Source organism: Mangrovimonas sp. CR14 (genome assembly GCF_011764015.1).
Lineage (GTDB): Bacteria > Bacteroidota > Bacteroidia > Flavobacteriales > Flavobacteriaceae > Mangrovimonas > Mangrovimonas futianensis.
This window is the reverse complement of record NZ_JAAFZY010000003.1, coordinates 243,236-268,676: the sequence shown is the minus strand read 5'-3', so window position 1 is coordinate 268,676 and position 25,441 is coordinate 243,236. Positions and strand designations below refer to the sequence as shown.

The 25,441-nt window shown below is 35.3% G+C and carries 22 protein-coding genes; 9 read left to right on the top strand and 13 right to left on the bottom strand.

Annotated features, from left to right (window positions below):
- Positions 1 to 4: 4 nt before the first annotated feature.
- A complete protein-coding gene (locus GZ212_RS07220) occupies positions 5 to 685 on the bottom strand; it encodes a hypothetical protein (RefSeq protein WP_166958556.1) in 681 nt (226 codons plus the stop codon).
- Positions 686 to 903: 218 nt separating this feature from the next.
- Here GZ212_RS07220 and GZ212_RS07215 point away from each other — a divergent pair, with 218 nt between their 5' ends.
- Positions 904 to 1,992, top strand: coding sequence for a DUF3667 domain-containing protein (locus GZ212_RS07215; RefSeq protein ID WP_166958554.1), 1,089 nt, complete (start codon positions 904 to 906; stop codon positions 1,990 to 1,992).
- A gap of 1 nt (position 1,993) precedes the next feature.
- On the opposite strand, the gene uvrA is transcribed toward GZ212_RS07215, so the two are convergent.
- Entirely contained in the window at positions 1,994 to 4,780 is a 2,787-nt protein-coding gene (gene uvrA, locus GZ212_RS07210; protein ID WP_166958552.1) for an excinuclease ABC subunit UvrA, read from the bottom strand.
- 231 nt (positions 4,781 to 5,011) lie between these two features.
- Between uvrA and GZ212_RS07205 the strand changes: the two genes are divergently transcribed.
- Positions 5,012 to 5,596 carry an RNA polymerase sigma factor gene (locus GZ212_RS07205; protein WP_166958550.1) on the top strand — a complete coding sequence of 195 codons (585 nt, stop codon included), beginning with the start codon at positions 5,012 to 5,014 and terminating at the stop codon, positions 5,594 to 5,596.
- A 57-nt stretch (positions 5,597 to 5,653) separates the two neighbouring features.
- Positions 5,654 to 5,803: a hypothetical protein gene (locus GZ212_RS07200; RefSeq protein ID WP_166958548.1), complete on the top strand. Its 150-nt coding sequence runs from the start codon at positions 5,654 to 5,656 to the stop codon at positions 5,801 to 5,803.
- 23 nt (positions 5,804 to 5,826) lie between these two features.
- On the opposite strand, the gene nth is transcribed toward GZ212_RS07200, so the two are convergent.
- Entirely contained in the window at positions 5,827 to 6,486 is a 660-nt protein-coding gene (gene nth, locus GZ212_RS07195; RefSeq protein WP_166958546.1) for an endonuclease III, read from the bottom strand.
- Between the two features lie 43 nt (positions 6,487 to 6,529).
- On the opposite strand from nth, the gene bcp reads away from it, so the two are divergent.
- Complete coding sequence (gene bcp, locus GZ212_RS07190; RefSeq protein WP_166958544.1) at positions 6,530 to 6,982, top strand: thioredoxin-dependent thiol peroxidase; 453 nt, start codon at positions 6,530 to 6,532, stop codon at positions 6,980 to 6,982.
- A 30-nt stretch (positions 6,983 to 7,012) separates the two neighbouring features.
- Here bcp and GZ212_RS07185 read toward each other — a convergent pair whose 3' ends face one another.
- Entirely contained in the window at positions 7,013 to 8,470 is a 1,458-nt protein-coding gene (locus tag GZ212_RS07185) for a TonB-dependent receptor (RefSeq protein WP_166958542.1), read from the bottom strand.
- 93 nt (positions 8,471 to 8,563) lie between these two features.
- Here GZ212_RS07185 and GZ212_RS07180 point away from each other — a divergent pair, with 93 nt between their 5' ends.
- Both GZ212_RS07180 and GZ212_RS07175 read left to right on the top strand, forming a co-directional pair.
- Entirely contained in the window at positions 8,564 to 9,328 is a 765-nt protein-coding gene (locus tag GZ212_RS07180; protein ID WP_166958540.1) for an MBL fold metallo-hydrolase, read from the top strand.
- Positions 9,325 to 9,831: a hydrolase gene (locus tag GZ212_RS07175; protein ID WP_232394617.1), complete on the top strand. Its 507-nt coding sequence runs from the start codon at positions 9,325 to 9,327 to the stop codon at positions 9,829 to 9,831. Before GZ212_RS07180 ends, GZ212_RS07175 begins: the two co-directional genes overlap by 4 nt.
- Before the next feature lies 1 nt (position 9,832).
- Here the strand turns inward: GZ212_RS07175 and GZ212_RS07170 are convergent, their stop codons facing one another.
- From GZ212_RS07170 to GZ212_RS07155, 4 genes are read right to left on the bottom strand one after another with little or no spacing between them, the layout of a single operon-like run.
- Positions 9,833 to 10,474, bottom strand: coding sequence for an alpha/beta hydrolase (locus GZ212_RS07170; protein WP_206080405.1), 642 nt, complete (start codon positions 10,472 to 10,474; stop codon positions 9,833 to 9,835).
- Positions 10,475 to 10,488: 14 nt separating this feature from the next.
- Positions 10,489 to 10,815 carry a hypothetical protein gene (locus GZ212_RS07165; RefSeq protein WP_240923781.1) on the bottom strand — a complete coding sequence of 109 codons (327 nt, stop codon included), beginning with the start codon at positions 10,813 to 10,815 and terminating at the stop codon, positions 10,489 to 10,491.
- Positions 10,812 to 12,068 carry a dihydroorotase family protein gene (locus GZ212_RS07160; protein ID WP_166958538.1) on the bottom strand — a complete coding sequence of 419 codons (1,257 nt, stop codon included), beginning with the start codon at positions 12,066 to 12,068 and terminating at the stop codon, positions 10,812 to 10,814. The genes GZ212_RS07165 and GZ212_RS07160 overlap by 4 nt, the downstream gene beginning before the upstream one ends.
- The gene (locus tag GZ212_RS07155) at positions 12,065 to 13,978 is read right to left on the bottom strand and encodes a BatA domain-containing protein (RefSeq protein ID WP_166958536.1); all 1,914 of its coding nucleotides are present in this window, start codon (positions 13,976 to 13,978) and stop codon (positions 12,065 to 12,067) included. Before GZ212_RS07155 ends, GZ212_RS07160 begins: the two co-directional genes overlap by 4 nt.
- Positions 13,979 to 14,157: 179 nt before the next feature.
- Between GZ212_RS07155 and GZ212_RS07150 the strand changes: the two genes are divergently transcribed.
- Complete coding sequence (locus GZ212_RS07150) at positions 14,158 to 16,047, top strand: peptidase M61 (protein ID WP_166958534.1); 1,890 nt, start codon at positions 14,158 to 14,160, stop codon at positions 16,045 to 16,047.
- A 73-nt stretch (positions 16,048 to 16,120) separates the two neighbouring features.
- Here the strand turns inward: GZ212_RS07150 and GZ212_RS07145 are convergent, their stop codons facing one another.
- From GZ212_RS07145 to GZ212_RS07125, 5 genes are all read right to left on the bottom strand, one after another.
- On the bottom strand, positions 16,121 to 17,593 hold the full coding sequence (locus tag GZ212_RS07145; protein WP_166958532.1) for a phosphatase: 1,473 nt from the start codon (positions 17,591 to 17,593) through the stop codon (positions 16,121 to 16,123).
- A 149-nt stretch (positions 17,594 to 17,742) separates the two neighbouring features.
- Positions 17,743 to 19,245 carry a S10 family peptidase gene (locus GZ212_RS07140; RefSeq protein WP_166958530.1) on the bottom strand — a complete coding sequence of 501 codons (1,503 nt, stop codon included), beginning with the start codon at positions 19,243 to 19,245 and terminating at the stop codon, positions 17,743 to 17,745.
- 27 nt (positions 19,246 to 19,272) lie between these two features.
- Entirely contained in the window at positions 19,273 to 20,037 is a 765-nt protein-coding gene (locus GZ212_RS07135) for a TIGR02757 family protein (protein WP_166958528.1), read from the bottom strand.
- A gap of 6 nt (positions 20,038 to 20,043) precedes the next feature.
- Positions 20,044 to 20,424: a RidA family protein gene (locus tag GZ212_RS07130; protein ID WP_053972738.1), complete on the bottom strand. Its 381-nt coding sequence runs from the start codon at positions 20,422 to 20,424 to the stop codon at positions 20,044 to 20,046.
- Between the two features lie 10 nt (positions 20,425 to 20,434).
- Complete coding sequence (locus tag GZ212_RS07125) at positions 20,435 to 23,212, bottom strand: putative LPS assembly protein LptD (RefSeq protein ID WP_166958526.1); 2,778 nt, start codon at positions 23,210 to 23,212, stop codon at positions 20,435 to 20,437.
- A gap of 85 nt (positions 23,213 to 23,297) precedes the next feature.
- On the opposite strand from GZ212_RS07125, the gene GZ212_RS07120 reads away from it, so the two are divergent.
- Positions 23,298 to 24,419 (top strand): N-acetylmuramoyl-L-alanine amidase, encoded by a 1,122-nt coding sequence (locus tag GZ212_RS07120; RefSeq protein ID WP_166958524.1) that lies wholly within the window; start codon positions 23,298 to 23,300, stop codon positions 24,417 to 24,419.
- A 62-nt stretch (positions 24,420 to 24,481) separates the two neighbouring features.
- Complete coding sequence (locus tag GZ212_RS07115; protein ID WP_166958521.1) at positions 24,482 to 25,432, top strand: MlaD family protein; 951 nt, start codon at positions 24,482 to 24,484, stop codon at positions 25,430 to 25,432.
- Positions 25,433 to 25,441: the final 9 nt, after the last annotated feature.

The following is a 25,441-nucleotide window of genomic DNA, read 5'->3' as shown; positions in this document are numbered from 1 at the left end:
TAGCCTATTTTTTTAGTTTTTCTTTCTTTCTAACTTCTCCGTTTTGTTTGTAATAATAGAAATCCTCATTACTTGTATTTGTGTAGGAATCGTTAAAGACTACAGAACCATTACTTGAGGTACTATTACCATAGGTAAGGCCTGTATTCAGTCTGTTCACGTAACCGTAACTATGAACTAATTCACCCCAGTGGTTATAAGTTACCTTTAAACCTCCCACTTGAGTTAATAGACCACTGTTGCCTCGGTTGTAACTCATATAAACCGATCCAGCTCTTTTAATTTTACCATATCTGTCATAATTGATAAAAACATTTCCAATACGTCTTACCTTCCCATCTCTATCATGCTCTATCAATACACCCATTGCATTAGGTTGAGAATATCTTACGGGATTTCCTAAAGATGTTCTTGGAGCCCCAAAGGTTCCATTTATAGACGCTCTTCTGGTATTATTCCTGTAATACATATCACCTCCATATAAATTGCCTTCAAAATGGGTATTAAAATCAAAACTGCCATCAGGAAAAATCAGAAACTCAATACCGCGTTCTATAAAAGAAATGGGTTGGGCAAAATGATAGCGTGATTGAAGCTCAACATTTTTGATCATGGTATTCTCAGCTTCCATAGTAAGCATGGTTCCAAACATCATGCTTATTCCAAATAGTAAAAATTTTTTCATAATTTCTAAAATTTAAGTGATGCCTACTCTTTAGCTTTTCGGCTTACGCTATATCATTTGGAACCCAATATATGTGCCAAACTTTCTTGAAGTGTTTAAGTGATTGATTTTTAAAAGCTTTGATAACTTTGGTTTCTTTCGTTTTTGGTAGATTCTTTATCGTTGGTATTTGTTATAGTCATTATTTTTTTACTTTTATGAATGCTAATCCCAACTTTATGGCTATTAAAGAAACCACCTGTAAAAATTGTGAACAAATTTTTGATGATGCCTTTAATTATTGTCCCTATTGTGGACAAAATGATAAAGAGGAATTAACCATTGGTGTATTATTTAGTAATACGATTGCCAATTATTTTTCTGTTGATGCCCGTTTCTTTAAAAGCTTTTGGCCATTAATGGCCAAACCAGGATATTTAGCCAGGAAATTTTTAGCAGGAAAACGCCTTCTATATCTGCATCCCGCACAAATGTATTTATTCGTATCTGTTGTATTTTTCTTTTTGTTTTCATTTGTCGCCCGTAATCAAGAGGAAAAATTTGATCAAGCTTTGAAAAAAGATTTTGACCAGGTAAGGCATACTATGGACTCTATTTCTGAACAGCCCGTAGATAGTGCAAAGGTTAATGAAGTTTTGCAAGTTTATAACGAAAACAAGGATCAGTTAGGATTAAAGGATTTAGATAAAAAGGAATTGGATTCTATTATAAACGCTGGAAGTACTGCTATTAAAAAGAATAAAAATAATGTCAAAACCAGTTGGGTTTTTGGTGAGAAGGAAAAAGAAGTTGATTCTCTGATTCAAGCAGGGGCCTCAGATGAGGAAATTTTGAAGGTAATGGGATTGGAGCAGGAGTCAGGTTACTTTAAAACAAGAATGTATCAACAAGGCTTAAAGTTTTATAGGAATAGGAGTGGAGGGTCTTTATTGAAAGCTTTCTATGATTCCTTGCCTATAGCCATGTTTTTCCTTCTACCACTATTTGCGCTTATTCTTAAGGTCCTATATTACAACAAAGGCCGTTATGCACATCATCTGGTGTTCAGTTTTTACTTTTTTGCTTTTGTTTTTGTGGTATTTAGCATCTTGGTGTTGGTTTCATTAATCTGGGCAAAATTTCCTGCTTGGGCCAATTTTTTAATAATCTTATCTACCTTTTTCTATTTAATGATTGCCTTAAAAAGGTTTTATGGTCAAGGTTGGTTTTTAACTTATATTAAAACTAGTATCGTTGCTACCGTTTTTGGTATTTTGATGATACCGGCGTCCATTCTGCTTATGATGTTTGCCTTTATGTTTTATTAGATTAATGCAGTTTTTCTTTAAGGTATTTACCTGTGAAGGATTCCTCATTTAAGGCTATTTCCTCGGGTGTTCCCGAAGCAACCAGTTGGCCTCCCTTTTCACCACCTTCTGGGCCAAGATCTAGGATGTAATCAGCACATTTAATTAAATCCAAGTTATGTTCAACTACAATTATGGAATGACCAACCTCGATTAAGGCGTTAAATGATTTCAAAAGTTTTTTAATGTCATGAAAATGGAGTCCTGTGGTGGGCTCATCAAAAATGAAAAGTGCTTTATCGCTGCGGTTTCCCTTTCCTAAAAATGTAGCCAATTTGATACGTTGGGCCTCTCCACCAGATAGTGTTGAGGAACTTTGCCCCAGTGTGACATAGCCCAAACCAACATCTTGCAAGGGCTGTAGTTTACTTTGGATTTTCTCTTGTTTCTGTTCAGTGAAAAATGAAATGGCGTCGTCAATGGTCATATTTAAAACATCATCAATGTTTTTATCATTAAATGTCACTTCCAAAACATCTTTTTTGAATCGTTTACCATTACAAGTTTCACAGGTAAGGTGAACATCTGCCATAAACTGCATTTCTATGGTTACTTCACCCTCTCCTTTACAGGTTTCACATCTTCCGCCATCTACGTTGAAAGAAAAGTGTTTGGGTTGGTAGTTTCTTATTTTACTAAGTTTTTGTTTGGCAAAGAGGTTTCTGATATCATCATATGCTTTAATGTAGGTCACTGGATTGGACCTAGATGAACGTCCTATGGGGTTCTGATCCACAAATTCAATTTGCTTGATGTTGGAAAAGTTTCCTTTTAGCTCAGAAAATTGGCCAGGTTTATCTCCAAAATCAGTTAGTTTTTTTTGAAGTACGGGATAGACAATCTTTTTTATTAAGGTACTTTTTCCACTACCCGAAACGCCAGTTACCACGGTAAGCATTCCTAAAGGTAGCGTGACATCGATGTTCTTTAAGTTGTTTTCACGCGCTCCAGTAATTTCAACCTGATATTTTGAAGCGCGACGCTTTTTGGGTATTTCAATCTCCAGATTTCCGTTAAGGTAACCAGCTGTTAAAGACTTGGAATTGAGAATGTCTTTATATGTTCCAAATGCCACTACTTCACCACCCAATGTGCCTGCTTCTGGTCCGATATCAATAATTTCATCTGCAGCTTTCATGATATCCTCATCATGTTCCACAACAATAACCGTATTTCCGAGATCACGCAACGATTTGAGAACTTCAATTAATTTTTCGGTGTCTTTGGGATGCAGACCAATACTTGGCTCATCAAGAATATACATAGAACCTACCAAACTGCTTCCTAAGGAAGTGGCTAGATTAATTCTTTGACTCTCCCCACCCGATAGGGTATTAGACTTTCTGTTTAGGGTTAAATAGCTTAATCCGACGTTAGATAAATAAGATAAACGATTGTTGATTTCTTTTAGAAGTCTATCCGCTACTTTTTGCTCAAATTCCCTCAATTCCAAATCCTGGAAGAAAATGGCTAGCTTTTCCAAAGGCATATCCACCAAATCAGAAATAGATTTACCTCCTACCTTAACGTACTCAGCTTCTTTCCGAAGGCGTTTACCATGACACGTTTTACATTTGGTTTTTCCGCGATATCTTGATAACATGACTCGGTTTTGAATTTTATAGGCCTTTGCTTCCAATTCGCCAAAAAACTCATTCAAGCCCGTGAAAAAGGAGTTGCCTTCCCAGATTAAGTTTTTTTGTTCTTCCGAAAGTTTGAAATAGGGTTTATGAATCGGAAAATCAAATTTATGGGAATTGTTAACCAATTGGTCCCGATACCAACTCATGCTTTCTCCACGCCAAGGAAAAATGGCATTTTCATAGATAGATAAAGCAGTATTAGGAATCACCAAATCTTCATCAATACCAATAACATCACCATAGCCTTCACATTTGGGACAGGCCCCGTATGGGTTATTGAAACTGAACAAATGGATATTAGGTTCCAGAAAATTCATGCCATCCAGTTCAAACTTATTACTGAAATGCTTTTGTTTCCCGTCTTTAAGACTTTCAACAATACATTCTCCTTTGCCCTCAAAAAAGGCAGTTTGAGTGGCATCAGCCAATCGGTTATAAAAATCTTCATCGTTTTTAGTAATGATTCTATCCACCACCAAAAAACAATCGTTTGGAACCTCGTTGGGATCAATTTGATCTAATCTTAAAACTTGGTCGTTTATTTTAATTCGGGCATAACCCTGTTGTTGAAGTACCTTAATTTTATCAGGCATTTTGCGACCTTCCTCCAGATGGATTGGTGCCAAAAGCAAACACTTTTCACCTTCATCATAGGTTTTAATATAATCTAAAACATTGGTGACCGTATCTTTCCTCACTTCTTCACCAGAAATAGGAGAGAAGGTTCTTCCTATTCTAGCATAGAGAAGTTTTAAATAGTCATAAATTTCGGTAGTAGTGCCTACGGTAGACCTTGGGTTGGTTGAATTCACTTTTTGCTCGATAGCAATGGCGGGAGCAATTCCCTTGATGTAATCAACTTTGGGTTTATTAAGCCTACCTAGGAATTGTCTGGCGTAAGAGGATAAACTTTCAACATACCTTCTTTGACCCTCGGTATAAAGCGTATCAAAGGCCAAACTGGATTTTCCAGAACCTGATAAACCAGTAATTACAACTAGTTTGTTTCTGGGAATAACCACATCAATATTCTTGAGATTGTGCAGTTTTGCTCCTTTTATAATTATGTTTTGCTTAGGATTTACTTGTGAAATATCTGTTGCCATGGAATCTAAAAGACTAATCCCACAAAGATATCATTTGTTTCTTAGGATGTAAAATAGATTAATAAAGGTTTAAATGTTAAATTAATTGGTGAATTTGTTTTTTAGGAATGATTGTTGTTATATTTGGTTTTATTAATCTTAAAATCACGAATATAGCCTATAGCATAACATTACTCTTTTAATCTATTTAACCCCAACATAGAAGCTTTCTATGCTTAAAAAGTAATGATTATGCAAAATGAACTTATCACTGATGCCCAATTGGTTAAGAGCTATATTCGAGGAGATGAATCTTCTCTTGAAATCTTAATACACAGACACAAACAACGTATTTATAGCTTTATTTATTCCAAAGTTTTAGATAGAGATATCGCTGAAGATATTTTTCAAGACACTTTTATTAAAGTTATAAAAACGTTGAAACGAGGGAAATATAATGAAGAAGGAAAATTTCTTCCTTGGGTGATGCGTATAGCTCATAACTTAGTTATTGATCATTTTAGAAAAAATACCCGTATGCCTAAATTTAGCAATACGGAAGATTTTAATATTTTTTCTGTATTAAGTGATAATTCACCAAATGCTGAAAAAGCTTTAATTAAGGATCAAGTAGAAAGCCATCTAAAGATGGTTATCGAAGAATTGCCAAAAGATCAAAAGGAAGTTTTGATGATGCGTATGTATAAGGATATGAGTTTTAAGGAAATATCAGAAATAACGGGGGTTAGTATTAATACAGCCTTGGGAAGGATGCGTTATGCTTTAATCAATATGAGAAAGATTATTGATAAACACCAAATAATTTTAACAAACTAAACAATAAAGGTTTATATAGTCCGTTAATAATGTGTGTAACAGATAAAAACAGTATTAATGGCAAAAATTTACTCTCAAAAATCCCTAAAGAATCAAACTGGTAAACTTAACCCAAAAGATGAAACTATTGAGTTTCTATTGAATTATTCTAAGGCTTTAAGTGTTATAAATATTAATAATTTGAAGTTTGAAGCACTTCTCAACTAAACTTTGAAAAAAGTCCTGAGCAATCAGGACTTTTTTGTTTTATAGTAGGTGTCAAGAACTGATTTTCTTCCGATGGTTTTGGTAATGATATCATTTTCCAAATCCCAACCACGAGCTTGACAATATTCTCTCCCGTACCAGATTATTTGTAAGTGTAATTTGTTCCAGGATTCCTCTGGAAATAATCGTTTCGCATCTTTTTCAGTTTGAACAACATTCTTTCCGTTGGAAAGATTCCATCTGTACATTAAGCGATGAATGTGAGTGTCTACAGGAAAAGCTGGTATGCCAAAAGCTTGAGATAATACAACAGCAGCGGTTTTATGACCTACCGCCGGAAGCGCCTCTAGTTCTTCATAAGTTTGAGGAACCTGTCCGTTATGTTGTTCTATTAGAATTTTAGATAAGCCATAAATACCTTTGCTTTTCATAGGGGAGAGCCCAACCGGTTTAATGATATCCCTAATTTCTTCTACCGTTAGTTTAACCATATCATAAGGATTATCAGCTTTTGTAAACAGTTTTGGAGTGATTTGATTCACTCTAACATCGGTACTTTGAGCAGATAACAAAACGGCTATCAGTAGAGTATAAGGGTCTTTGTGGTCTAATGGAATGGGAATGGTAGGGTAGATATTGTCTAAAGTTTTCATAACAAAGTCTACCTTTTCTTGCTTAGTCATTTATGGATTGTATTTTTGTAATGAACATTCAAATTTAAACATTATGACACAATTAAAATCAGGAGATCAAGCACCAAATTTTAAAGTGAAAAATCAAGATGGTGAATATGTTTCTTTAAGTGACTATAAAGGTAAAAAACTGGTTTTGTTTTTTTATCCTAAAGCAAGCACACCGGGATGTACTGCAGAGGCCTGTAACTTAAGTGATAATTATGAAGCCTTTAAATCTAAGGGTTATGATATTTTGGGTGTTAGTGCTGATTCTGAAAAGAGACAATCTAATTTTAGAAATAAATATAATTTCCCTTATCCTTTATTAGCAGATGAAGATAAAGAGGTCATTAATGCCTATGGTGTTTGGGGACCTAAAAAATTTATGGGAAAGGAATATGATGGGATTCACAGAACGACTTTTATTATTGATGAAAATGGGATGATTAAAGACGTTATTTCCAAAGTAAAAACTAAGGAACATTCCGATCAAATTCTGAAATAAAAAAAAGCGACTTTTACAGTCGCTTTTTTGTTAATTATCTTTTAATACTTCTTCTTTGCTTCGGTGTCCAAATAGATGTTTTTCTTTAATAAGTTTGGAAACACCTTTTGGCAACATTTCTTCCCAACCATCTTCTCCTCCAGTAATCATTTTAAGCACTCTTCTTGAGAAAACAGTAAGTATTTTTGGATCGTAATCAGTAATATCTACTACCTTGCCATTGTATTTAAAGAATTTATACAATTCTTTCATACGTGGGTGTACTTTTAGGTTCTCACTATTTATAACGTGGCCATCTTCTCCAACCATAGGATAGAGATAAACCCGAAGGTCTTTGAAGAACAATTTACCAAATGCTTCCAAGATACCACCGCTTAAATGTCTATAGTATTTTTCATCAAAAATATCAACCAAATTGTTGACACCCATGGCCAATCCCATTCTATTCTTGGTATATTGAGAGAAATACTCAACTAATTTGTAATATTCCTGGAAATTGGAAATTAGAACGGTTTGACCTAATGAGCAAAGCAATTTAGCTCGATCCATAAAGTCTTGTTCATCAATTTCCCCTTCTGCCCGTAGGTTTGATAAGGTGATCTCGAATATAACCTGAGTTTTATTAACGTCTACTTTATTTTCCTTGATAAACATTTCATATGCATTTTTATACATATCCATGTTTACTTTAGTAACGGGTCTAAAACTACCTCTAAATGCTAAAATATTTCTTTTATAAAGAATTCTTGCTGGAAGGACATTGTTTCCATCAGGCGAAAACATTACCGCATCAGTCATACCATTTTTGACCAATTGCAAACTCATCAATCGGTTATCAACATCTTTATAAATGGGACCTGAAAAATTGATGGTATCTATTTCAATTTGATCCTTATCTAAATGGTCATATAAATATCTCAACAACTTTTTAGGTTGGTTATATTTATAGAAAGCACCATAAATCAAATTAGTTCCTAGAATTCCCAGAGTTTCTTGTTGTAATCTGGCGTCATTCTCCTTAAAACGGATGTGGAGGATAATCTCGTTGTATTCTTTTTGGTTGGGATCTAATTGGTATTTAATTCCTACCCAACCATGCCCCTTAAATTGTTTGGCAAAATCAATAGTAGTAACCGTATTGGCATATGAAAAGAACAATTTATTAGGGTGTTTTTCCCGAATTAATCGTTTTTCAATCAACCCTATTTCATGATAAAGCATTTTCCTGAGACGTGCCTCTGTCACATACCTTCCATCATCTTCAGTCCCGTAGATAGAATCGCTAAAATCTTTATCATAAGCTGACATGGCCTTAGCGATCGTGCCTGAAGCACCACCAGCCCTAAAAAAGTTTCTTACAGTTTCTTGGCCGGCACCAATTTCGGCAAAAGTTCCGTAAATATTTTCGTTTAAATTAATCCGGAGCGCCTTGGTTTTTATTGATGGAATATCATCAAATTCCTTATCTCCTTTAAGGGTTATTTCCATGTTTGAATTCAGAGGTTATCATTAAGACAAAGGTATTAAAAAGCCATGTTTTACAAAAAAATAAGTTTATTTTTGTTCCAAACGCTAGCGCTGTTGAAAGTTACATTTCTAGGTACAGGAACATCTCAAGGAATCCCAATCATAGGGAGCAAACACCCCGTATGTTTAAGTGAGAACCCTAAAGATAAACGTCTAAGGGTATCAATATTAATCGAATGGGATGAATATACTTATGTTGTGGATTGTGGGCCAGATTTTAGACAACAAATGATTCGGGTTAATCGTGAACGTATTGATGGCATTGTTTTTACTCATGAACACGCCGACCACACAGCGGGATTGGATGATATTAGACCCTTTTTCTTTAGACAAGGAGATATTCCCATTTATGCCCATAAAAGGGTCTTAGGAGAGTTGGAGCATCGATTTGGGTATATTTTTGAAACTGAAAATAAATATCCAGGAGCCCCAAGTGTAGTTTGCAATGAAATTAAAAATGAGCCTTTCAAACTGGGAAATTTAGAAGTAATTCCTATTGACGGCATGCATTATAATTTGCAGGTTTTTGGTTTTCGATTTGATAATTTTGCTTACTTGACCGATATGAAAACGATCGCAGACGAGGAATTGGAAAAATTAAAAGGATTGGAAGTTTTGGTAGTTAATGCTTTAAGGATAGACCCACATCCTTCCCACTACAATTTAGAAGAAGCCTTGGATCTTATTAAAAAATTAAAACCAAAGCGAGCCTTTTTAACGCATATTAGCCATTTATTAGGATTTCATGACAACGTACAACAATCCTTGCCAGATGGCGTTTTTTTAGCATACGATAACTTAACCATAACCATAGAATGAAAAGTAGAATATTCATGTACCTCTTTATTTTCACCTTATTGTTGGTGATTTTTCAATATGTCAACTCAAAAAAGATATTGGAAGATTATGAATCTAAATTATCTAAAGTGGAAGGGCAGGATTTGCATTGTGAGGATACTATAAATCAATTGCAAGATCGAATTTTGGATTTATCACAGTTTAAATTGGATGAAAATGAATCGGCCATGACCTATTTAGAAGAGCAAGGGTACAGTATTTCCAAAGTTATTCCCTACATCAAGGATCAATTGTATGAATTGAATTTGCAAAAAGGAGAGGAGCATCCTTTGATTCCATATGTTTCTATGACCAATTCCAAAATGGCTATAGATGATATCAGAATTTTAAACCATAGATGGATTATTGCCAATTTCTCAGACGGTAAATATTGGGGAGAAATTTTATTGCGTTATGAATTTACAGACGACAAGCAATTAAATTTCAAACTGATTGATCATCTACTTTATACCAAAGAATACTAGATTACAAGTGTTTTTTTAACCACTCTCTAAATTCATAAAAGTTTTGGGGAGCAACGCCGTGGCCTACAGGAAACTCAGAATAGGCATGCTCAATGCCTAGTTGACTCAAAAATTTAGGGGTTTGCTGAGCCCATTGCACTGGAATTACTTGATCTACACTTCCATGGGAAGCATAGATACTAAGATTGGAATAATCTTTATTGGTAAATTCTGACGGTAAAATGTTGGGATTAATATAACCACTTAAGGCCACCACATTTTTAACCTTTTTGGGGTAAGTTAATGCTACAGCATAGCTTAAAATAGAGCCTTGGCTAAAACCTAATAAGGTCACATTTGATGGGTTTACCGGATATTTTTCACAAGCTTCGTCTATAAAATTAGAGATCAAATCACGAGACTGCTTTGCTTGTTCATCATCACTCCATTTTCCTTTTTCGGCATCAAAATTAATGGCGTACCAAGCATTTCCATAAGGTTCCAGTTTAAATGGTGCCTTTAAAGAGATGATAAATAACTCTTCAGGTAATTCCGAAGCAAAAGAAAACAGGTCGTTTTCATCACTGCCGTAGCCATGACACATGATAAGTAAAGGTGCGTTTTCTTGAAGAGATGATGGTCTGGTGATATATTCTAAACTCAAAGTGTAATAATTTATTAAAGGTTTCTAAACCAATCCTGAAATTTCTCTCCAATTACGGGAATGGGTTTGGCTTCTTCCTTGATGGCATGATAAAGACCAAAAATCCAGCAAACAAAAGTAATAATCCATAAAACGGTCCCTAACCATGAATTGACATAGGCTTCTGTAACATTAGAAACAATCAGCATAAGGATGAGCCCTAACATTTGTCTAATATGGAAAGATGTGAAAGGGTTTTTCTTTTCAATGTTCATAACAATGGCTATTATGAGACCTATGAAGGTAAAATAACTAACAATAGCCCATGTTTTACCCTCTTGTATGGTTTGTTGTGACATCATGATTTCAATTCCATTTTATTGTTAGCAAAGATACCATATACAGTTCCTTTAAGTTCCTGGTTTAGGAAAATGGCATTTTTGGAAGTGGATAAAATATCTGATTTTTCAAATGTTTGTTTGCCATCAGGATTGAAGAGCGTCAATTCTGCTTTACTCCCCACTTGAACCGAATGTGATTCAATTCCAAAACGATTTTTTCCTTTTGTTAAGAATTCAATCGTTTGTTTGGTGGTAAATAACTTATTCAAGGCTCCAAATGCAGATTCCAATCCTATGGTTCCATAAGCAGCATTATCAAATTCCACTTTTTTATGTTCCACATCCAAAGGATTGTGATCACTGGTAATCATATCGATGGTTCCATCTTTAAGTCCCTCAATAAGGGCTTGTCTGTCTTCTTCAGTTCTTAATGGTGGAAGCACCTTAAAATTGGTGTCAAACGTAGTTAATGCATCATCATTCAAAACTAAGTTGTGAATGGCAACACTGCAGCTTACATTAAGTCCTTTACTTTTGGCATCTCTAATCAATTCAACTGATTTTGCTGTAGAAATCGTTGGGATGTGAAGTTTTCCTTGGGTGTATTCCAAAATAAACAGGTCTCGGGTAATATGTAGTTCCTCAGACAGGCTAGGAATACCTTTTAGGCCCAATCTAGTACTAGTGATGTTTTCATTCATAACCCCTTTACCTGCTATCTTAGGCTCAAAAGGGAAGGAGCATACCAACCCGTCAAATCCTTCAACATATTGCAATGCAATTTTCACAAGGTTTGGATTGGTAATAGGACTTTTATAATCGCCAAATGCAACTGCACCAGCATTTTTCATGTCAAATAATTCTGCTAAATCGTCACCTTTAGAGCCTGCTGTTAATGCACCTATTGGGTACAGGCCTGTTGCATGATTTGAAGCCTTAGACTTTACAAAAGAAATACTGGAATTCGTATCAATAATTGGATTGGTACTGGGATTTAATGCCACAGCCGTAAATCCTGATTTACCAGCGGTTTTTAAACCATTATCAATAGTTTCGCGCTCTTCAAATCCTGGTTCACCAAAGGAAACGCTACTATCAAACCATCCTTGGGACACATGAAGGTTTTCAAAGTTAATTTCTTTGAAGTTTTTATTGTTTTTAATGTCGTTGGAAATTTGGGTAATCAAGCCTTCTTCAATAAGAATATCAACCGTTTGATTATGAAAATCACTTTTTGGGTCAATAATTTTGGCTGATTTTATAAGTGCGTTCATTTGAAGAATTTTAATATGAGAATTTCAAGAACCAGAAAAATCAATGCAAAAATAACAAACCATTTCCATAGCTCGTTAACTTTAGAGTTACTTTTTATATCCTCTAAGGTTTGATTTAAGGAATTGGAAACGGTAGCGGATTTTATTTGGCTTAAATCATTATAGATTAATTGACTTTCAGACCGATTATCATTAAAACTCACGTATTCCAAAACCTTTTCTTTGTCTTTGACTGCATAAATTCCTGATTCAGTTGGGGATTCGTTGGTTTTGACTTTTACTTTATTATTGAAATACTGCTGTTGCGGAATGATATCTTTCCCGTCTTTTGAAAGTGTTAAAATATTATCTTGTTTTAATTCTACTGTGACATCAAATTCGTTCGGTTGTCCAATAGTATAATAAAGGTTTGGTATTTTTAAACTTTGCTTTCCAATGTTATACAGTGTTGGGACAATTAAGGGAGACAACTTGAAATTAGAATTTTCACTATCTATCGCAGCACTAAAGACAAAAATGTTTTCACCAGAAGTTAAAAAAGGCCTTCCATCCTCAAATTGTAAAGGATTGGAATGTGGAGAGGTTAAAGCATAGAACTCTCTTACATTGGGGTACTGGAAGTTGGTTACCTGTTTATTAAATACATTGGAGTATATGGGGTGTGAAAAATTTATCGTAGTAATTTTGCGCTCGTTTCTACTTTTGCTTGAATAGTTTATTTGAAACATGGAGGTCAAGGCATTATATGATTCCATGTCTATATCATTTCCAGGAATAATGATCAAATTACCACCATTTTCTGTAAACACCCTTAGGGCATTTGTTAAGGATATGGGCAGCTGTTGCAGCTCATTCAGAATAATTAAATTTTGGTTTTCAAGGGAACTGTAGTTCAATTGTTCCAAAGTTGATCCCGTAAAGTTGAATTCTTCCTCAGTATAAATTTTCTTTAAAAAATCATCTGAAATGGCATTGATACTTAAAACATTGATTTTTTTGTTTTTGTTAATGGAGAAGTAGAAGGTATTATCAAATTCCAAGTGATTATCATCCAAAGTGACAACACCATTCAGACCATTATTGGTTGGAAGGGTAAATCGAGCCGTAGCTGGGTTTTGTTCTTTGGCAATAGTTGTCTTTCCTATAAGTGTATCTCCATTGAATAACGAAACAGGAATGGCAGATTCCATTTCACCATTAACAATAACGACCAACTCCATTTCTGACGCCGTTTTATCTTCAATATATAAACTGTCGATAGATAGATTATTTGTTTTCTCTGGTTTTAGTTGTACCAAATGAACGTTGAGTGTTGAATCACTTTCAAGGGAAAATGGTTCTTCCTTTTGTTGGAAATCGGAGATCCAAATCACATCTTTAATCGTGTTTTCTTGTGACAATAACTTTTTTAATTTTAAAAGCACCGCGTCTTTTTCTAATTGATTTGAAGTGTATCCTAAATCCAATAGTTCCTTTTGAACGCCTTTTATGGTTATGTCTTTAAAGGTTTGGTCATTTGTGAGCAAGGAAAGTTTTTCTGAGGCATCACCTTGTTCCAATAAATCCTGTACAGCCCGCTTTAATAATTCTCCTTTATCACCCTTGGCTTGCATACTGTAGGAGTTGTCTAAATAAATAACCGTTTCCTTCTTAGTTTGAAAAGTTCCTTTTTTTGCATAATAGGGTTGGGCAAAAGCAAAAATGATACAAGCTAAAAGCAGCATTCTGGTCAATAAGGTTAACCATTTCTTAAGTTGCGAACTTTTTCTAGTTTCAAATTTTATTTTTTTGAGAAAAGCCACATTGGTAAATGGCTGTTTCTTGAATTTTCTTAACTGGAATAAATGAACTATAATGGGGATGAGCAGTGCAAAAAGAGCATAAAGAAGTTCTGGGTGTTTAAACTGCATTCCGAGGATTTATTTACAAAAATAGTGTTTGTATTGAAAATAAATTCAATTTGATCAAATTAATCATAAATAGGTGAGCAAGCCTTTGAAACAGTAACTTTTTAACATAAAGTTAGGTTTTATATCTGTAACACATTGTAAATTTGGGCGTCATAAACTTAAACGAAAATTAACTTATAATGAACAGAATCCTAACCGCGGTAGGAGTTGGTGTGCTTATGATGGCATGCGGAACAACTAACCAAACTACTAAAGATCTTGCTATTAGCAATCCGATTGAGTCTTCTATAGACTTGACCAAAGTAAAAGATGATAAAGTTCCAGTGATCATCAACCCTGGACGATTTACAAGTGAAACTGAAATTTACCGTCTTCCAAGAGTGGTACAAGGAACCTATTCGGTTAGTGATTTTGGAAAATATATTGAGGATTTCAAAGCCTTTGATTATGAAGGTAAAGAAATTCCAACTGAAAAAATTGACACCAATTCCTGGCAAATCAATCAAGCATCAAATCTTGATTATGTGACTTATTACGTCAATGATACCTTTGATGTTGAAGTTACTGGAGGCATTGGAGGCGATACGCCGTTTTCTCCTGCAGGAACTAATATCGAGCCTGATAATTATGTGTTAAACCTTCATGGATTTGTTGGTTATTTCGATTCTTTAAAAAATGCCCAATACAAATTGGATGTTACAGCTCCTTCAGATTTTGTTAGAACGTCTGCTTTACAAGTAGTAGGAACTTCCAAAAGTGATGATGGGCAAACCATGACTTCCAGTTATTATGCGCCTAGATATTTTGATATTACTGATAACCCAATGATGTATGGAAATCTAGATGTAGAAGAGTTTCAAGTGGGCGATATCAAAATTGTTTTAAGTGTTTATTCTCCAACCAAGGCACATACAGCCAAGAAGTTGAAGGAAACTATGTTTAAAATGATGAAAGGACAAAAAACCTATTTAGGAGACATCAATAGCACACCTAGATATGATATTTACTTGTACTTGTCAAGAGGTGATGAACAATCTCCTAAAGGTTTTGGAGCTTTAGAGCACCATACGTCTACTGTGGTTGTTATGCCAGAATCTATGCCTGAAGCCGCCTTGGATGAAAGCATGATAGATGTGGTATCTCACGAATTTTTCCATATTGTTACGCCTTTGAGTGTACATTCAGAAGATGTTCATTATTTCGACTATGACAAGCCTACTTTTTCTAAGCATTTGTGGATGTATGAAGGGGTAACTGAGTATTTTGCTACTTTATTCCAAGTAGATCAAGGTTTGGTTTCTGATGACGATTTTTATGATAAAATTGAAGAAAAAATCAAAACAGCAGCCATGATGAATGACTCCATGAGTTTTACCATTATGAGTGAAAATGTTTTGGACGAACCTTATGCTAGTCAATATTACAATGTCTATCAAAAAGGAGCTTTAATAGGTATGTGTATTGATATTTTATTGAGAGAAGAAAGCAATGGACAAAGAGGTATTTTATCATTAATGAAAGAGCTTTCAATGAAATATGGAAAGAACAAACCGTTTGAGGATGATAAAATCATTGAGGAAATCACAGCTATGACTTATCCATCAATTGGAGAATTTTTAAAAGATCATGTGGTAGGTGATATTCCAATCAATTATAATGATTTCTTTAAGAAGGTAGGATTAGCAAAGTCTAAGGCTAAAGTAAAGACAAATTATATCCAAAATGATGGCGTGTTGATTGTTGGTGCCAATCCGCAAGATGGAACTATCTTTTTCTCTGATGCAGTTCAAAACAACAGTTTCTGGAAAGAACAAGGGGTACAACCAAATGATGTGATTAAATCAGTAGGAGGAGAGCAGGTGACGTTGCAAAATGCTAACAACATTTTCCAAGAAGTATTTATGTGGCAACCTGGAATGGAATTTGAAATGGTTATTTCAAGAGAAGGTCAGGATATTGAACTAAAAGGAACTTTAGAGCAATCATTCACAGAAGGCGAATCTTTAAGACCTGTTGAAGACGCTACCGAATCTCAAAAGAAATTACGTGAAGCTTGGTTAAGAGGATAATCGGTATTCACTAATTATAAAAGAAAAGCCTGACCAAAACGGTCAGGCTTTATTTTTAGATAGTAGCAGACACTTATCTTTTTAATCCTTGAATAACATACAACATACTTCCTTCATTTGAGGCTGTTGTTGGGTTGGCATTCGGATCTGTAAATCCAGGATCTTCCCAACCATGATTTTGGGTGATCAAAATAAAAGTTTTGTTTACGTCCACGACATCAGATATATCAATCATTCCTGTAATTTCCCATTTGCTACCAGTAGTTCCATACCCTAAAGCCTGAGCAGCCGTTTGATCACATTCTAATACGGTTTTTAACTTTTCAGAATTTATATTGTATTCATAAAGGGATGCAAAGTGATCTTTGTTTGGGTTGTCATAATATCCATTTGGATCTTCCTGAATGTAAACATAATTATTGGTAACGACTATGTTATCTGGACTATGGAATGCTTTAGCTTTTCCGGTTAAATTATCCCCATCCAAAATACAGGTAATGGTTCCTGCAGCTGTAGGGTCTTCTGGATTTAAAGTCACTTTATAAACACGACCATATTTAGTTCCTTTTCCAATTAAATCTGGCTTATCACGACCTGTTACACAGAAATAAATCTCTCTGTTGTTCTCTGGCGACCCTTTTCTCCAGTCAATATCTTCTAATCTAGAGAATCCCATAACGCCTTTTTGCTTGCATTCGGCATCTAAAAGATCAATTTGGGTTTCTTCCAGTTGTACAAACTCCATAGGATAGGACTGCCCTTCTTCCATGTCCATTTCAAATAAGACGCTAGGATCAGTCACCTTTAAGCCATAAAGATTACCACCGTCTAAATCTCCTTGGTTTCCAACATACATACCAAGTTGCCCTGAAGGAACCGTGTTATCTGAGTGGTCATCTCCAATGAATACAACGGTCTTTCCTGGGTAAGCATCTTTTCCTATAGCAACTGCATTTTCAGTAGACCATTGTCCCATGGCGGGCAAAAGCGTAGCTACCGATGCGTCATTGGTATCTTTAAAAGGGTTTGTTGCAAAAACACCTTTTGAAGCTCCTCCCCATTCCCCTCCTGAAAGATAAAGAGGTCCAAAGCCATGTTCTTCTGGAGTAATTAACGAACCTGAACATTGAGCTGTAGCTGCAGTTGCAGCTGCATTGAGAATGTATTCACCATGAACGGGTTTTAAGTTTTGGTCTAATGTAATTCTGGCAATGGAATAGTCGGCTTCGATGTTATTGATAAGAGTGTAGGTTCCATCCTCGTTTTTTAACAAACCGGCACCATCGGCCATAGATCCGTAAACGAATTCTGGGGAATCTTCAAGAACATCCTCAGAGGATAAAATAGGATACACTTTTAGGTTTTTGAATTCTTGCTTCAAATCAAGAAAAGAGGGAGTGATGGAGTGATTTTCCAAATTCATTCCAGCCTTTTTTTCAAGGCTAGCGTTTGTAGTTGTTTGGTTTAACTCTTCTGTAGTTAGTTCTTTTTCACATGAGAAAAAGGAGCAAACTGCTAAAGAAGACAATAGAAAAACTTTCTTCATTTTTTAGTTTTTTAGATGGATTAATGTTTTTCTAAAATTATAAGTAATACTTATCCAGTCTGTTAACTAAAAATTGGTATTAAATGAAGAAATAGTTATGTCAATGTTAGCTTTGTTAATTTACCCTTACTGTTTAAAATGAATCTAATTTAGTTTTTTGGATTATCATATTTTGCTGACGTTTTGTGACCTGTAGATTTAAGAATGAAATTTCTTAAATCGGCCGTAGACTGTTTTAAATCTTCATCTCTTACATACATCATGTGTCCGCTTTTATAAGCCTTAAAGTTGAGCCTGTCTTTCATTTTTCCACTAGGGTCAACAAGTCCCATCGTTAATTTCGCCTGGAAATAAGTGGTAGCTCCGTCATAGTATCCAGATTGCACCAAAACATTGAGATATGGGTTTTGAGCCATAGCCTGTCTTAGCCTGTCCCTTGTGTTGTTTTCGGTTAAATCCCATGGATGTACATCTCCAAACATATTGTATTTTGTATCTGTGACGAATTCTAAATCATTTTTTAAATAATGATTTATAGGAGGTGTAAAAGAATGATTCCATGAGGTTAATTCAGGAAAATACTCAGGTCTGTCTCCGGTATCCTTTTTGTCGATTCCCAAATACCTCGAATCCAATCTACCTATGATCAACTTATCATCTCTGAGCAATTCTTTCCAGAAATAGAAGGTTGATAGGTCTAAGTTTTGATCTAGAATACGTTCTTTATCCAAACCAGTATATTTTGCCATTTTTTCAGCTAGTTGCTGTTTTCTTGATTCATTTAAAAAAGCTCCATTGACCAAGGCCGGAAGAACTTCGTTGATAGCAAATTGCTCTGATTCTGGTAAGATGGATTCTAATTCTCGGTTTTGCAGATCAGAAGGAAGTTTGTTATGATACCAGGAAGCGGCTGTGAAATAGGGGATATTTATAGCAGAAGAAATTAAACCGTTATTATAAAGCTTGTAATCTGCTGGGGAAACCATGATTACACCATTCAGATACATCCATTGTTTGTTTTGTAGTTCTTCGGCTAATCCCATAACCCGCGTTCCGCCATAGCTTTCACCAATGATAAACTTTGGGGAGTTCCAGCGATTGTATCGGGAAACAAAGGTATTCATCCATTCTGCCAGATATTTTATGTCGGCATTGATTCCAAAAAATTGACTTCTGTCTGGATCTTTTCCCTCTTTATTTTTCACCATTCTGGAATATCCAGTATTCACAGGATCCACATATACAATATCTGCCACGTCCAAAATGGAATAAGGATTATCCTTAACGCCATAGGGTTGCACGGGCATGCCTTCTTTATCTAAGTTCAAGATTTTCGGACCCGTGTAGCCAATGTGCATCCAAACAGAAGCAGAGCCGGGGCCGCCATTAAAAGAAAAGACTAGGGGCCTGCTGTCATCTGGTTTACTTAAGGAACGCTTATAATAGGTATAGAATAAGGTGGCAATTGGTTCATTGTCTTTGTTCCAAACCGGAAGTGTTCCCACTTTGGCTTCATAGTTGAAATTTTGACCATTGATGGTTGCTTGATGGCTTGTGGTAATTACTGTATCGGTAGGAATCTCACGTTTTTGAGAAAACGCATTTGGAATAATAAAAACCAAAAGAAGAAGGGAAAAGAATAATTTTTTCATAAGACTCAAAGAATTAGAGCCTTAAAGTTAAAATTTTTCAAATGCACCAAGGCCAAAAAGTGCAAAATCATATTTAACTGGATCCTGTGGATCGAATTTTCTGAGCGCCTGATCCAACTCCTTCAATGCCTTGGCATCATTTTGTTTTCTTGTTAAAAGACCTAGTTTTCTTCCAATATTTCCTGTATGAACATCTAAAGGCATGGACAGTTTGGAAGTAGAAATATGCTGCCATAATCCAAAATCAACACCGGTATTATTGGGTCTTACCATCCATCTTAAAAACATGTTTATTCGTTTCGCTGCTGAGTTTTTTAAAGGATCACTTACGTGTTTTTGGGTTCGTGGTAAATGCTCAATCTCAAAAATATGTTCCTTTAATTTATGGATAGCAAATTGCAAGGAATCCTTTTCCTGATATTTGTTGAAAATACCTTCTAAACCTGCGTGATTAGAATAAATGTGCTTAAGCCCCTTTATAAAAGTGATTAAATCTAAGCCGTTGAACGTACGATGCACAAAGGATTGCATTTTGTCTAAATCAGAATCCTCATGATTCATGATGAAATCATGTGGACTTTCGTCCAACAGTAACATCAATTTTTTAGCATTGGTGATAATGCTTTTTCTATTGCCCCAAGCAATAGAGGCTGTGAGAAAGCTTGCAATTTCTATGTCTTCCTTTAAAGAAAATTGATGTGGAATTTGAATGGGATCTGTAGAAATAAAATCCGTGTTATTATAAAGCGCCGCTTTTTGATCAAGAAATTCCTTAAGTTCCTTTTTGGTCAAACCAAATTATTTAACAGCAATCATACTGATTTCAACATTCACGTATTTTGGTAGATTAGCTACTTCAACTGTTTCTCTTGCTGGAGCAGTAGCTTCATCAAAGTAAGAACCATAAACCTCGTTGATTTTACCAAAATTGTTCATGTCACTAATGAAAATAGACGATTTAATCACATTTTCAAAGGACATTTCTGCTGCTTCCAAGACGGCCTTCAAATTTTCCATGACCTGTTTGGTTTCCTCTTCAATGGATCCCATGATTAAATCACCAGTTTCAGGATGAAGGGCGATTTGTCCTGAGGTAAACAGCATCCCATTAGTTAAAACTGCTTGGTTGTAAGGTCCAATAGGGGCAGGGGCATGCGGAGTTTGAATAATTTTTTTCATGGTCATTGATTTATAATCGTTGGTCTGGTTGCTTACGTTTATCGTATTTAATGTCTTTTAACATGTTGGATTTGATACCAATAAAGAAGTTCCAAGAACTTCTAGTGCTGAAAGGAATCCAGTTAAAACTCATTCTCCAACTTAATAAATCCCTTTCAAAACGTAACTGCGTATATGTAAATCCTTGATTTTTAAAGTCATATCCCGAAGAGGCTCCTACGGTCCAACGTTTGGTTAATTCGATATCTCCAGAAAACATTAAGGAATGTGACGAAATTTCATTTTCCCTTCTTGAATTGGAATAATTGACAGCATAAGCTAGCCTTAAATTCCAAGGAATTTTATGGGTGTAAAGGTCGTTGGGTGTTTCCTCTTCTTCATCTGTACCGTCTTCTTCTTCATCATAAAAACCTTCATCATAATAAGTTTGAGATCTACCAAACATGTCATCATTTCTACCACCACTTCGTAGCGTTTCTTCTTTACTTTCATCACTTTGCCCACCGTTAAAGGTACTATTAGAAAGGGTGTAACTAGTGGTTAAATTGGCACTTGTTAATCTAAATAGACTACCTCCATTATCGATATTAAAGGTGTTAATTTTTCTATTGTTGTTATCTAGTGCGTAGGGATCTAAGGTTGCTCCGAAGTTGATGGCCATTTTTTGGTCAAAAATTTTGGTGCTACCTGTCATTCTTACAGCACTCCAATTCAGAGAATCCGCAGAAAAATTATAACCCGTAGAAAAATTAAGGTTATCCAATAACTTGATTTTTTTGGCTTCGGTGGCAGTGGAGTCCTTGTCCCTTACTTTCATTTCAATGTTATTGGAAAGGCTAAATCCCATGGAACTTGAATAATTTTGGTTAGGAGCGCCATATAAAGTTCCTTGAAATCTTGAGTATTCTACCTCTTCAGATGTCAAACCATCAGCACTAATTACGGTATAGGTGTCATAATACTGTTCAAACCCAGGATTGATATTGTAGCTTACAGACGGTCTCATGACGTGTCTGATAGCTTTTATTTTCCTGTCTTCTCCTTGCTTTTCAAAAGGAAACATTCCATAAATAGTGGTACCTAAACTAGAATTGAAATTATAAGTTCTGTAAGATGCAAAACCATTTTCCTTTGTAGTAATAACTTCTTGTTCCTCGTTATCATAAGATCTTCTGTAAGTTTCAAAGACCCAAGTTTCATCATAATTAGTTCCGGCACTTAGACTTAAATACTTTAGTACTTTAAAGTTCGTTGTCAATGGAATGGAATGTCTTAAACCCATTCTAGCATCATCCCACATTTCCTTCTGGAAGAAAAGCGAATCAGTCGTTTGAATTCTATTTTCTCCTCTGACGTTATATTGGAAGTTGATGTTTTGAATGATTCCTTTCTTAGTGCCCGTTTTTGGTTCAAATGGAAAAATCCTGCTTACACTGGCTTGCAAGGTAGGCAACGTCATATTGATGGACTCGGTTTGCGTGTTTTGCGAATGCGTAGCTGTTAAACTTAAATTTACTTGAGGTTCTCCAACAAAGGTTTTTGAATAGGAAACTGAGGATGCCAGTGTGTTATTTAAAAAAGAGGGTGAATTAACCTGATTGATAGATTGTTGATAATAACGGCTAGACCCCATGTTGACCGATGCTGTAAACCTGGAATTAGGACTGGCCTTGGCATCTTGACTGTGAGTCCACCTTAGGTTGTATATAGAAGTCTTGGCGTAATTTGGAAACCCTCGTTCTTCTTGTATAAGACTTTCATATCTAAAACCAGCATTTCCGCTGTATCGATATCTTTTGGAATAATTACTTTCCATTCTTAGTCCATAACTTCCATTTGTATAATAATCACCAAGAACAGCCAAATCGACGTAATCACTGATGGCAAAATAATATCCTCCATTTTGAAGAAAATATCCTCTATTGCTATCTTCCCCAGGAGTTGGAATGATTACCCCAGAGGTGTGTTTTTCGGTCAAAGGGAAAAATCCAAAGGGTAGTAGGATGGGAGTTGGCACGTCATAGATATACATATCAGTGAATCCTACTACAATTTTCTTTTTTGGAACCATTTTAATTCGGTTCGATTGAAAATAATATTCTGGATCTTCAATGTTTTCTGAAGTGGTAAAACGTCCTTTATATAAAAAGATGGTAGAGTCGTTTTCCTTTTTTGTTATCGGAGCATAAATTTTCATGCCTCCTTGTTCTGTGTTTGTATTGAATACCAGAGCTTTTTCGGTTTCGTAATTGAATCGAATGGAATCCGGTTCCGCAACGTTATCCCCTTGTTTAAAGACTGGTTTTTGAGTGTAGTTTCCTAGAGAGTCTTTGATTCTTCCGGCGTAAACTTCCTTTTTATTATAATCAATAACGATTATACCGGCCGTAATTTGCATGTCCTCATAAAGAACTTCTGCTTCATTGTATAAATAAAGCTTCTGTTCTTTCATGTTGAACCTAGTGTAATCTGTGGCTTTATATTTTATGGGGCCTGTGAGCGTCTCTCTTTTTGGTTTTACCGAGTCTTGAAGAGTGCTGTCTTGATTTCTCTCAGAAAGTTCCATTTTTTCAAAATCGGCAGCATTCAAATTTAGGCTGTCATTTTGAATGGTGTCATCTTCTAACTTTGGTTTTATCTCAGTGCTTTTACCTGGCAGGTCTTGAGCCATGGAAAAAGTGTTGATAAGCACTGTAAAACTTAGGGTAAAAAGTATGTGGAAGATGTTTGTACGCAATGCTTTTAAGTGTATTTTTGTAAAAGTATGGCTCGGTTTTTGAATTGCCAAAAGTACATATATTTTTTGTGATTAAATTAATAATCCCCAAATTTTGAGCAATAAAATAAACCGGCAAAAAAGCTGTTATATCTGTATGAAAACGCGCCCTATTACCCTTTTCTTATTAATATTTTTAGGTTTAACAAATATTTCACTCCAATCGCTTTATTCCCAATCATCAAGTGGCCAATTTGTGGTGGTTTTGGATGCTGGACATGGCGGAAAGGACCCTGGTAAACCCTCTCAATATGGTTATAAGGAGAAAGATATCGCTCTTAATGTGGTTTTGACCGTGGGTAAAATTCTGGAGAAAACTCCAAATGTAAAAGTGGTCTACACTAGAGATAAAGACGTTTTTGTTGATTTGTTTGTTCGAGGTAAAATAGCAAATGAAGCCAAGGCAGATCTCTTTGTCTCTGTTCACTGTAATGCCCACAATTCTCAGGCCTACGGTACTGAAACTTATGTGTTGGGAATTCATAGAAACCAAACCAATTTTAATGTAGCCAAAGCGGAAAATGAGGTAATTTATTTGGAGGATAATTATGAAGAGAATTATGCCGGATTTGACCCAAATGCACCCGAATCTTATATAGGCTTAACCCTTATGCAGGAAGAGTATTTGGATCAAAGTATATTGTTGGCACGTTACATTGAAGATAATTTTTCAAAAGTTCTAAAACGCAAAAGTAGAGGTGTTAAGCAGGCTGGACTGATAGTATTACATCAAACAATAATGCCAAGTGTTTTAATAGAAACTGGGTTTGTAACTAATAAAAATGAAGGTGATTATTTAAATTCTAAAAAGGGGCAGTCCGAAATTTCCAAAAATATTGCTAAGGCGATTTTGGATTATAAGACCGCCATTGAACAGAACACAGGTAAATTGTCAATTTCTCATGTGATTGTTGACGAGCATGTTGGCGAAGATGATTTAGAAGCTTCAAATGAGCAGGTTTATGAGAATGTGGTTTTTAAAGTTCAAATTGCAGCAAGCTCCAAACAGTTAGAACCAAAGCCTTTTAATTTTAACGGCCTTGATGATATCTCAAGAGAAAAAATAGGAAATCTTTATAAATACTATTACGGTTACACTTCAAGTTACACTCAAATTAAACGCATGCAAAGTGTCGCAAAATCAAAAGGTTACCCGTCAAGCTTTGTTGTAGCTTTTAAAAATGGGCAGCAGATTTCTTTGGATGAAGCCTTAAAATAGTATTTAAATCATGCCACTTTATAATTTATTCCTAATTTTGTTTCTAACCTAAAACGCATAAGTTGAAATTATCTAGAGAAGTAAAAACAGCTTTATTAGTTATACTTGGAATTGTTCTTCTAATTTTCAGTTATAACTATTTAAAAGGAGAAGATTTGTTGGAGTCCAACAATACATATTATACAGAGTTTGATTATAATGCTCTTACTACATCCTCACCCGTTACAATTAAAGGGAATAATATTGGTAAAGTTCATGAAATAAAATATGAGATAGAATCGGGAAAAACCAGAGTTTCTTTCACTGTGGACAGTCGTTTGGAATTTTCAAAGAACAGTCGAATAAGAATGTATGAAATGGGTCTGATGGGGGGCAACGGGATTGCTATAATTCCTGCAGAAGATGGAGCGGCTGTAGCCAAGGATGGTGATTTTCTAAATTCTGAAGTAGAACAAGGTTTGGTTCAAAGTTTAAGTAAGAACTTTTCTGGTTTGAGTACAGGCTTGGATATCACCTTAAGAAGAGCCGATTCCTTACTGTTGAATGTCAATAGAATTATACAAGATGAAGGCGAGGAGGGACTGAAGCACGCTGTTATGGAGTTGAATTTAACGTTGGCGTCTTTTAGATCTACCTCTAACAATGTTAGATCCTTAATCGCTCAAAATGAGGATAGTTTGAGTATGGCCATTGCTAATTTCAATAAAATAACAACAGATTTAGCGGTTTTTACAGAAGATCTTAAAGGAGTTCAGTTATCTAAAACGGTTGATGATTTAGAAGGAACCCTAGACAATGTGAATTCAATAATGGCTGGTTTAAATAATGGTGAAGGATCTTTAGGTAAATTACTTACTGATGATAAGCTTTACCATAATCTAGAGGTTGCTTCTTTGCAGTTAAGAGAACTGTTGCAAGATTTCAAACTGAACCCAAAGCGCTATGTTAACGTGTCTGTTTTTGGAGGAAAAAACAAAGATGAATACGTTAAACCAGAAGATGAAAGACAGTGATTTAAAAAT

Excerpts from the sequence above, each read along its gene's own strand:
- uvrA (WP_166958552.1), bottom strand. The coding sequence starts at position 4,780 with ATGGCAACAGATATTTCACAAGTAAATCCTAAGCAAAACATAATTATA.
- GZ212_RS07175 (WP_232394617.1), top strand. The coding sequence starts at position 9,325 with ATGAAAAGTAGAATATTCATGTACCTCTTTATTTTCACCTTATTGTTG.
- GZ212_RS07150 (WP_166958534.1), top strand. The coding sequence starts at position 14,158 with ATGAACAGAATCCTAACCGCGGTAGGAGTTGGTGTGCTTATGATGGCA.
- GZ212_RS07205 (WP_166958550.1), top strand. The coding sequence starts at position 5,012 with ATGCAAAATGAACTTATCACTGATGCCCAATTGGTTAAGAGCTATATT.
- GZ212_RS07140 (WP_166958530.1), bottom strand. The coding sequence starts at position 19,245 with ATGAAAAAATTATTCTTTTCCCTTCTTCTTTTGGTTTTTATTATTCCA.
- GZ212_RS07220 (WP_166958556.1), bottom strand. The coding sequence starts at position 685 with ATGAAAAAATTTTTACTATTTGGAATAAGCATGATGTTTGGAACCATG.
- GZ212_RS07120 (WP_166958524.1), top strand. The coding sequence starts at position 23,298 with ATGAAAACGCGCCCTATTACCCTTTTCTTATTAATATTTTTAGGTTTA.
- GZ212_RS07185 (WP_166958542.1), bottom strand. The coding sequence starts at position 8,470 with ATGGAAATAACCCTTAAAGGAGATAAGGAATTTGATGATATTCCATCA.
- GZ212_RS07130 (WP_053972738.1), bottom strand. The coding sequence starts at position 20,424 with ATGAAAAAAATTATTCAAACTCCGCATGCCCCTGCCCCTATTGGACCT.
- GZ212_RS07215 (WP_166958554.1), top strand. The coding sequence starts at position 904 with ATGGCTATTAAAGAAACCACCTGTAAAAATTGTGAACAAATTTTTGAT.
- GZ212_RS07155 (WP_166958536.1), bottom strand. The coding sequence starts at position 13,978 with ATGCAGTTTAAACACCCAGAACTTCTTTATGCTCTTTTTGCACTGCTC.
- GZ212_RS07160 (WP_166958538.1), bottom strand. The coding sequence starts at position 12,068 with ATGAACGCACTTATAAAATCAGCCAAAATTATTGACCCAAAAAGTGAT.
- bcp (WP_166958544.1), top strand. The coding sequence starts at position 6,530 with ATGACACAATTAAAATCAGGAGATCAAGCACCAAATTTTAAAGTGAAA.
- GZ212_RS07165 (WP_240923781.1), bottom strand. The coding sequence starts at position 10,815 with ATGATGTCACAACAAACCATACAAGAGGGTAAAACATGGGCTATTGTT.
- GZ212_RS07145 (WP_166958532.1), bottom strand. The coding sequence starts at position 17,593 with ATGAAGAAAGTTTTTCTATTGTCTTCTTTAGCAGTTTGCTCCTTTTTC.
- GZ212_RS07200 (WP_166958548.1), top strand. The coding sequence starts at position 5,654 with ATGGCAAAAATTTACTCTCAAAAATCCCTAAAGAATCAAACTGGTAAA.
- nth (WP_166958546.1), bottom strand. The coding sequence starts at position 6,486 with ATGACTAAGCAAGAAAAGGTAGACTTTGTTATGAAAACTTTAGACAAT.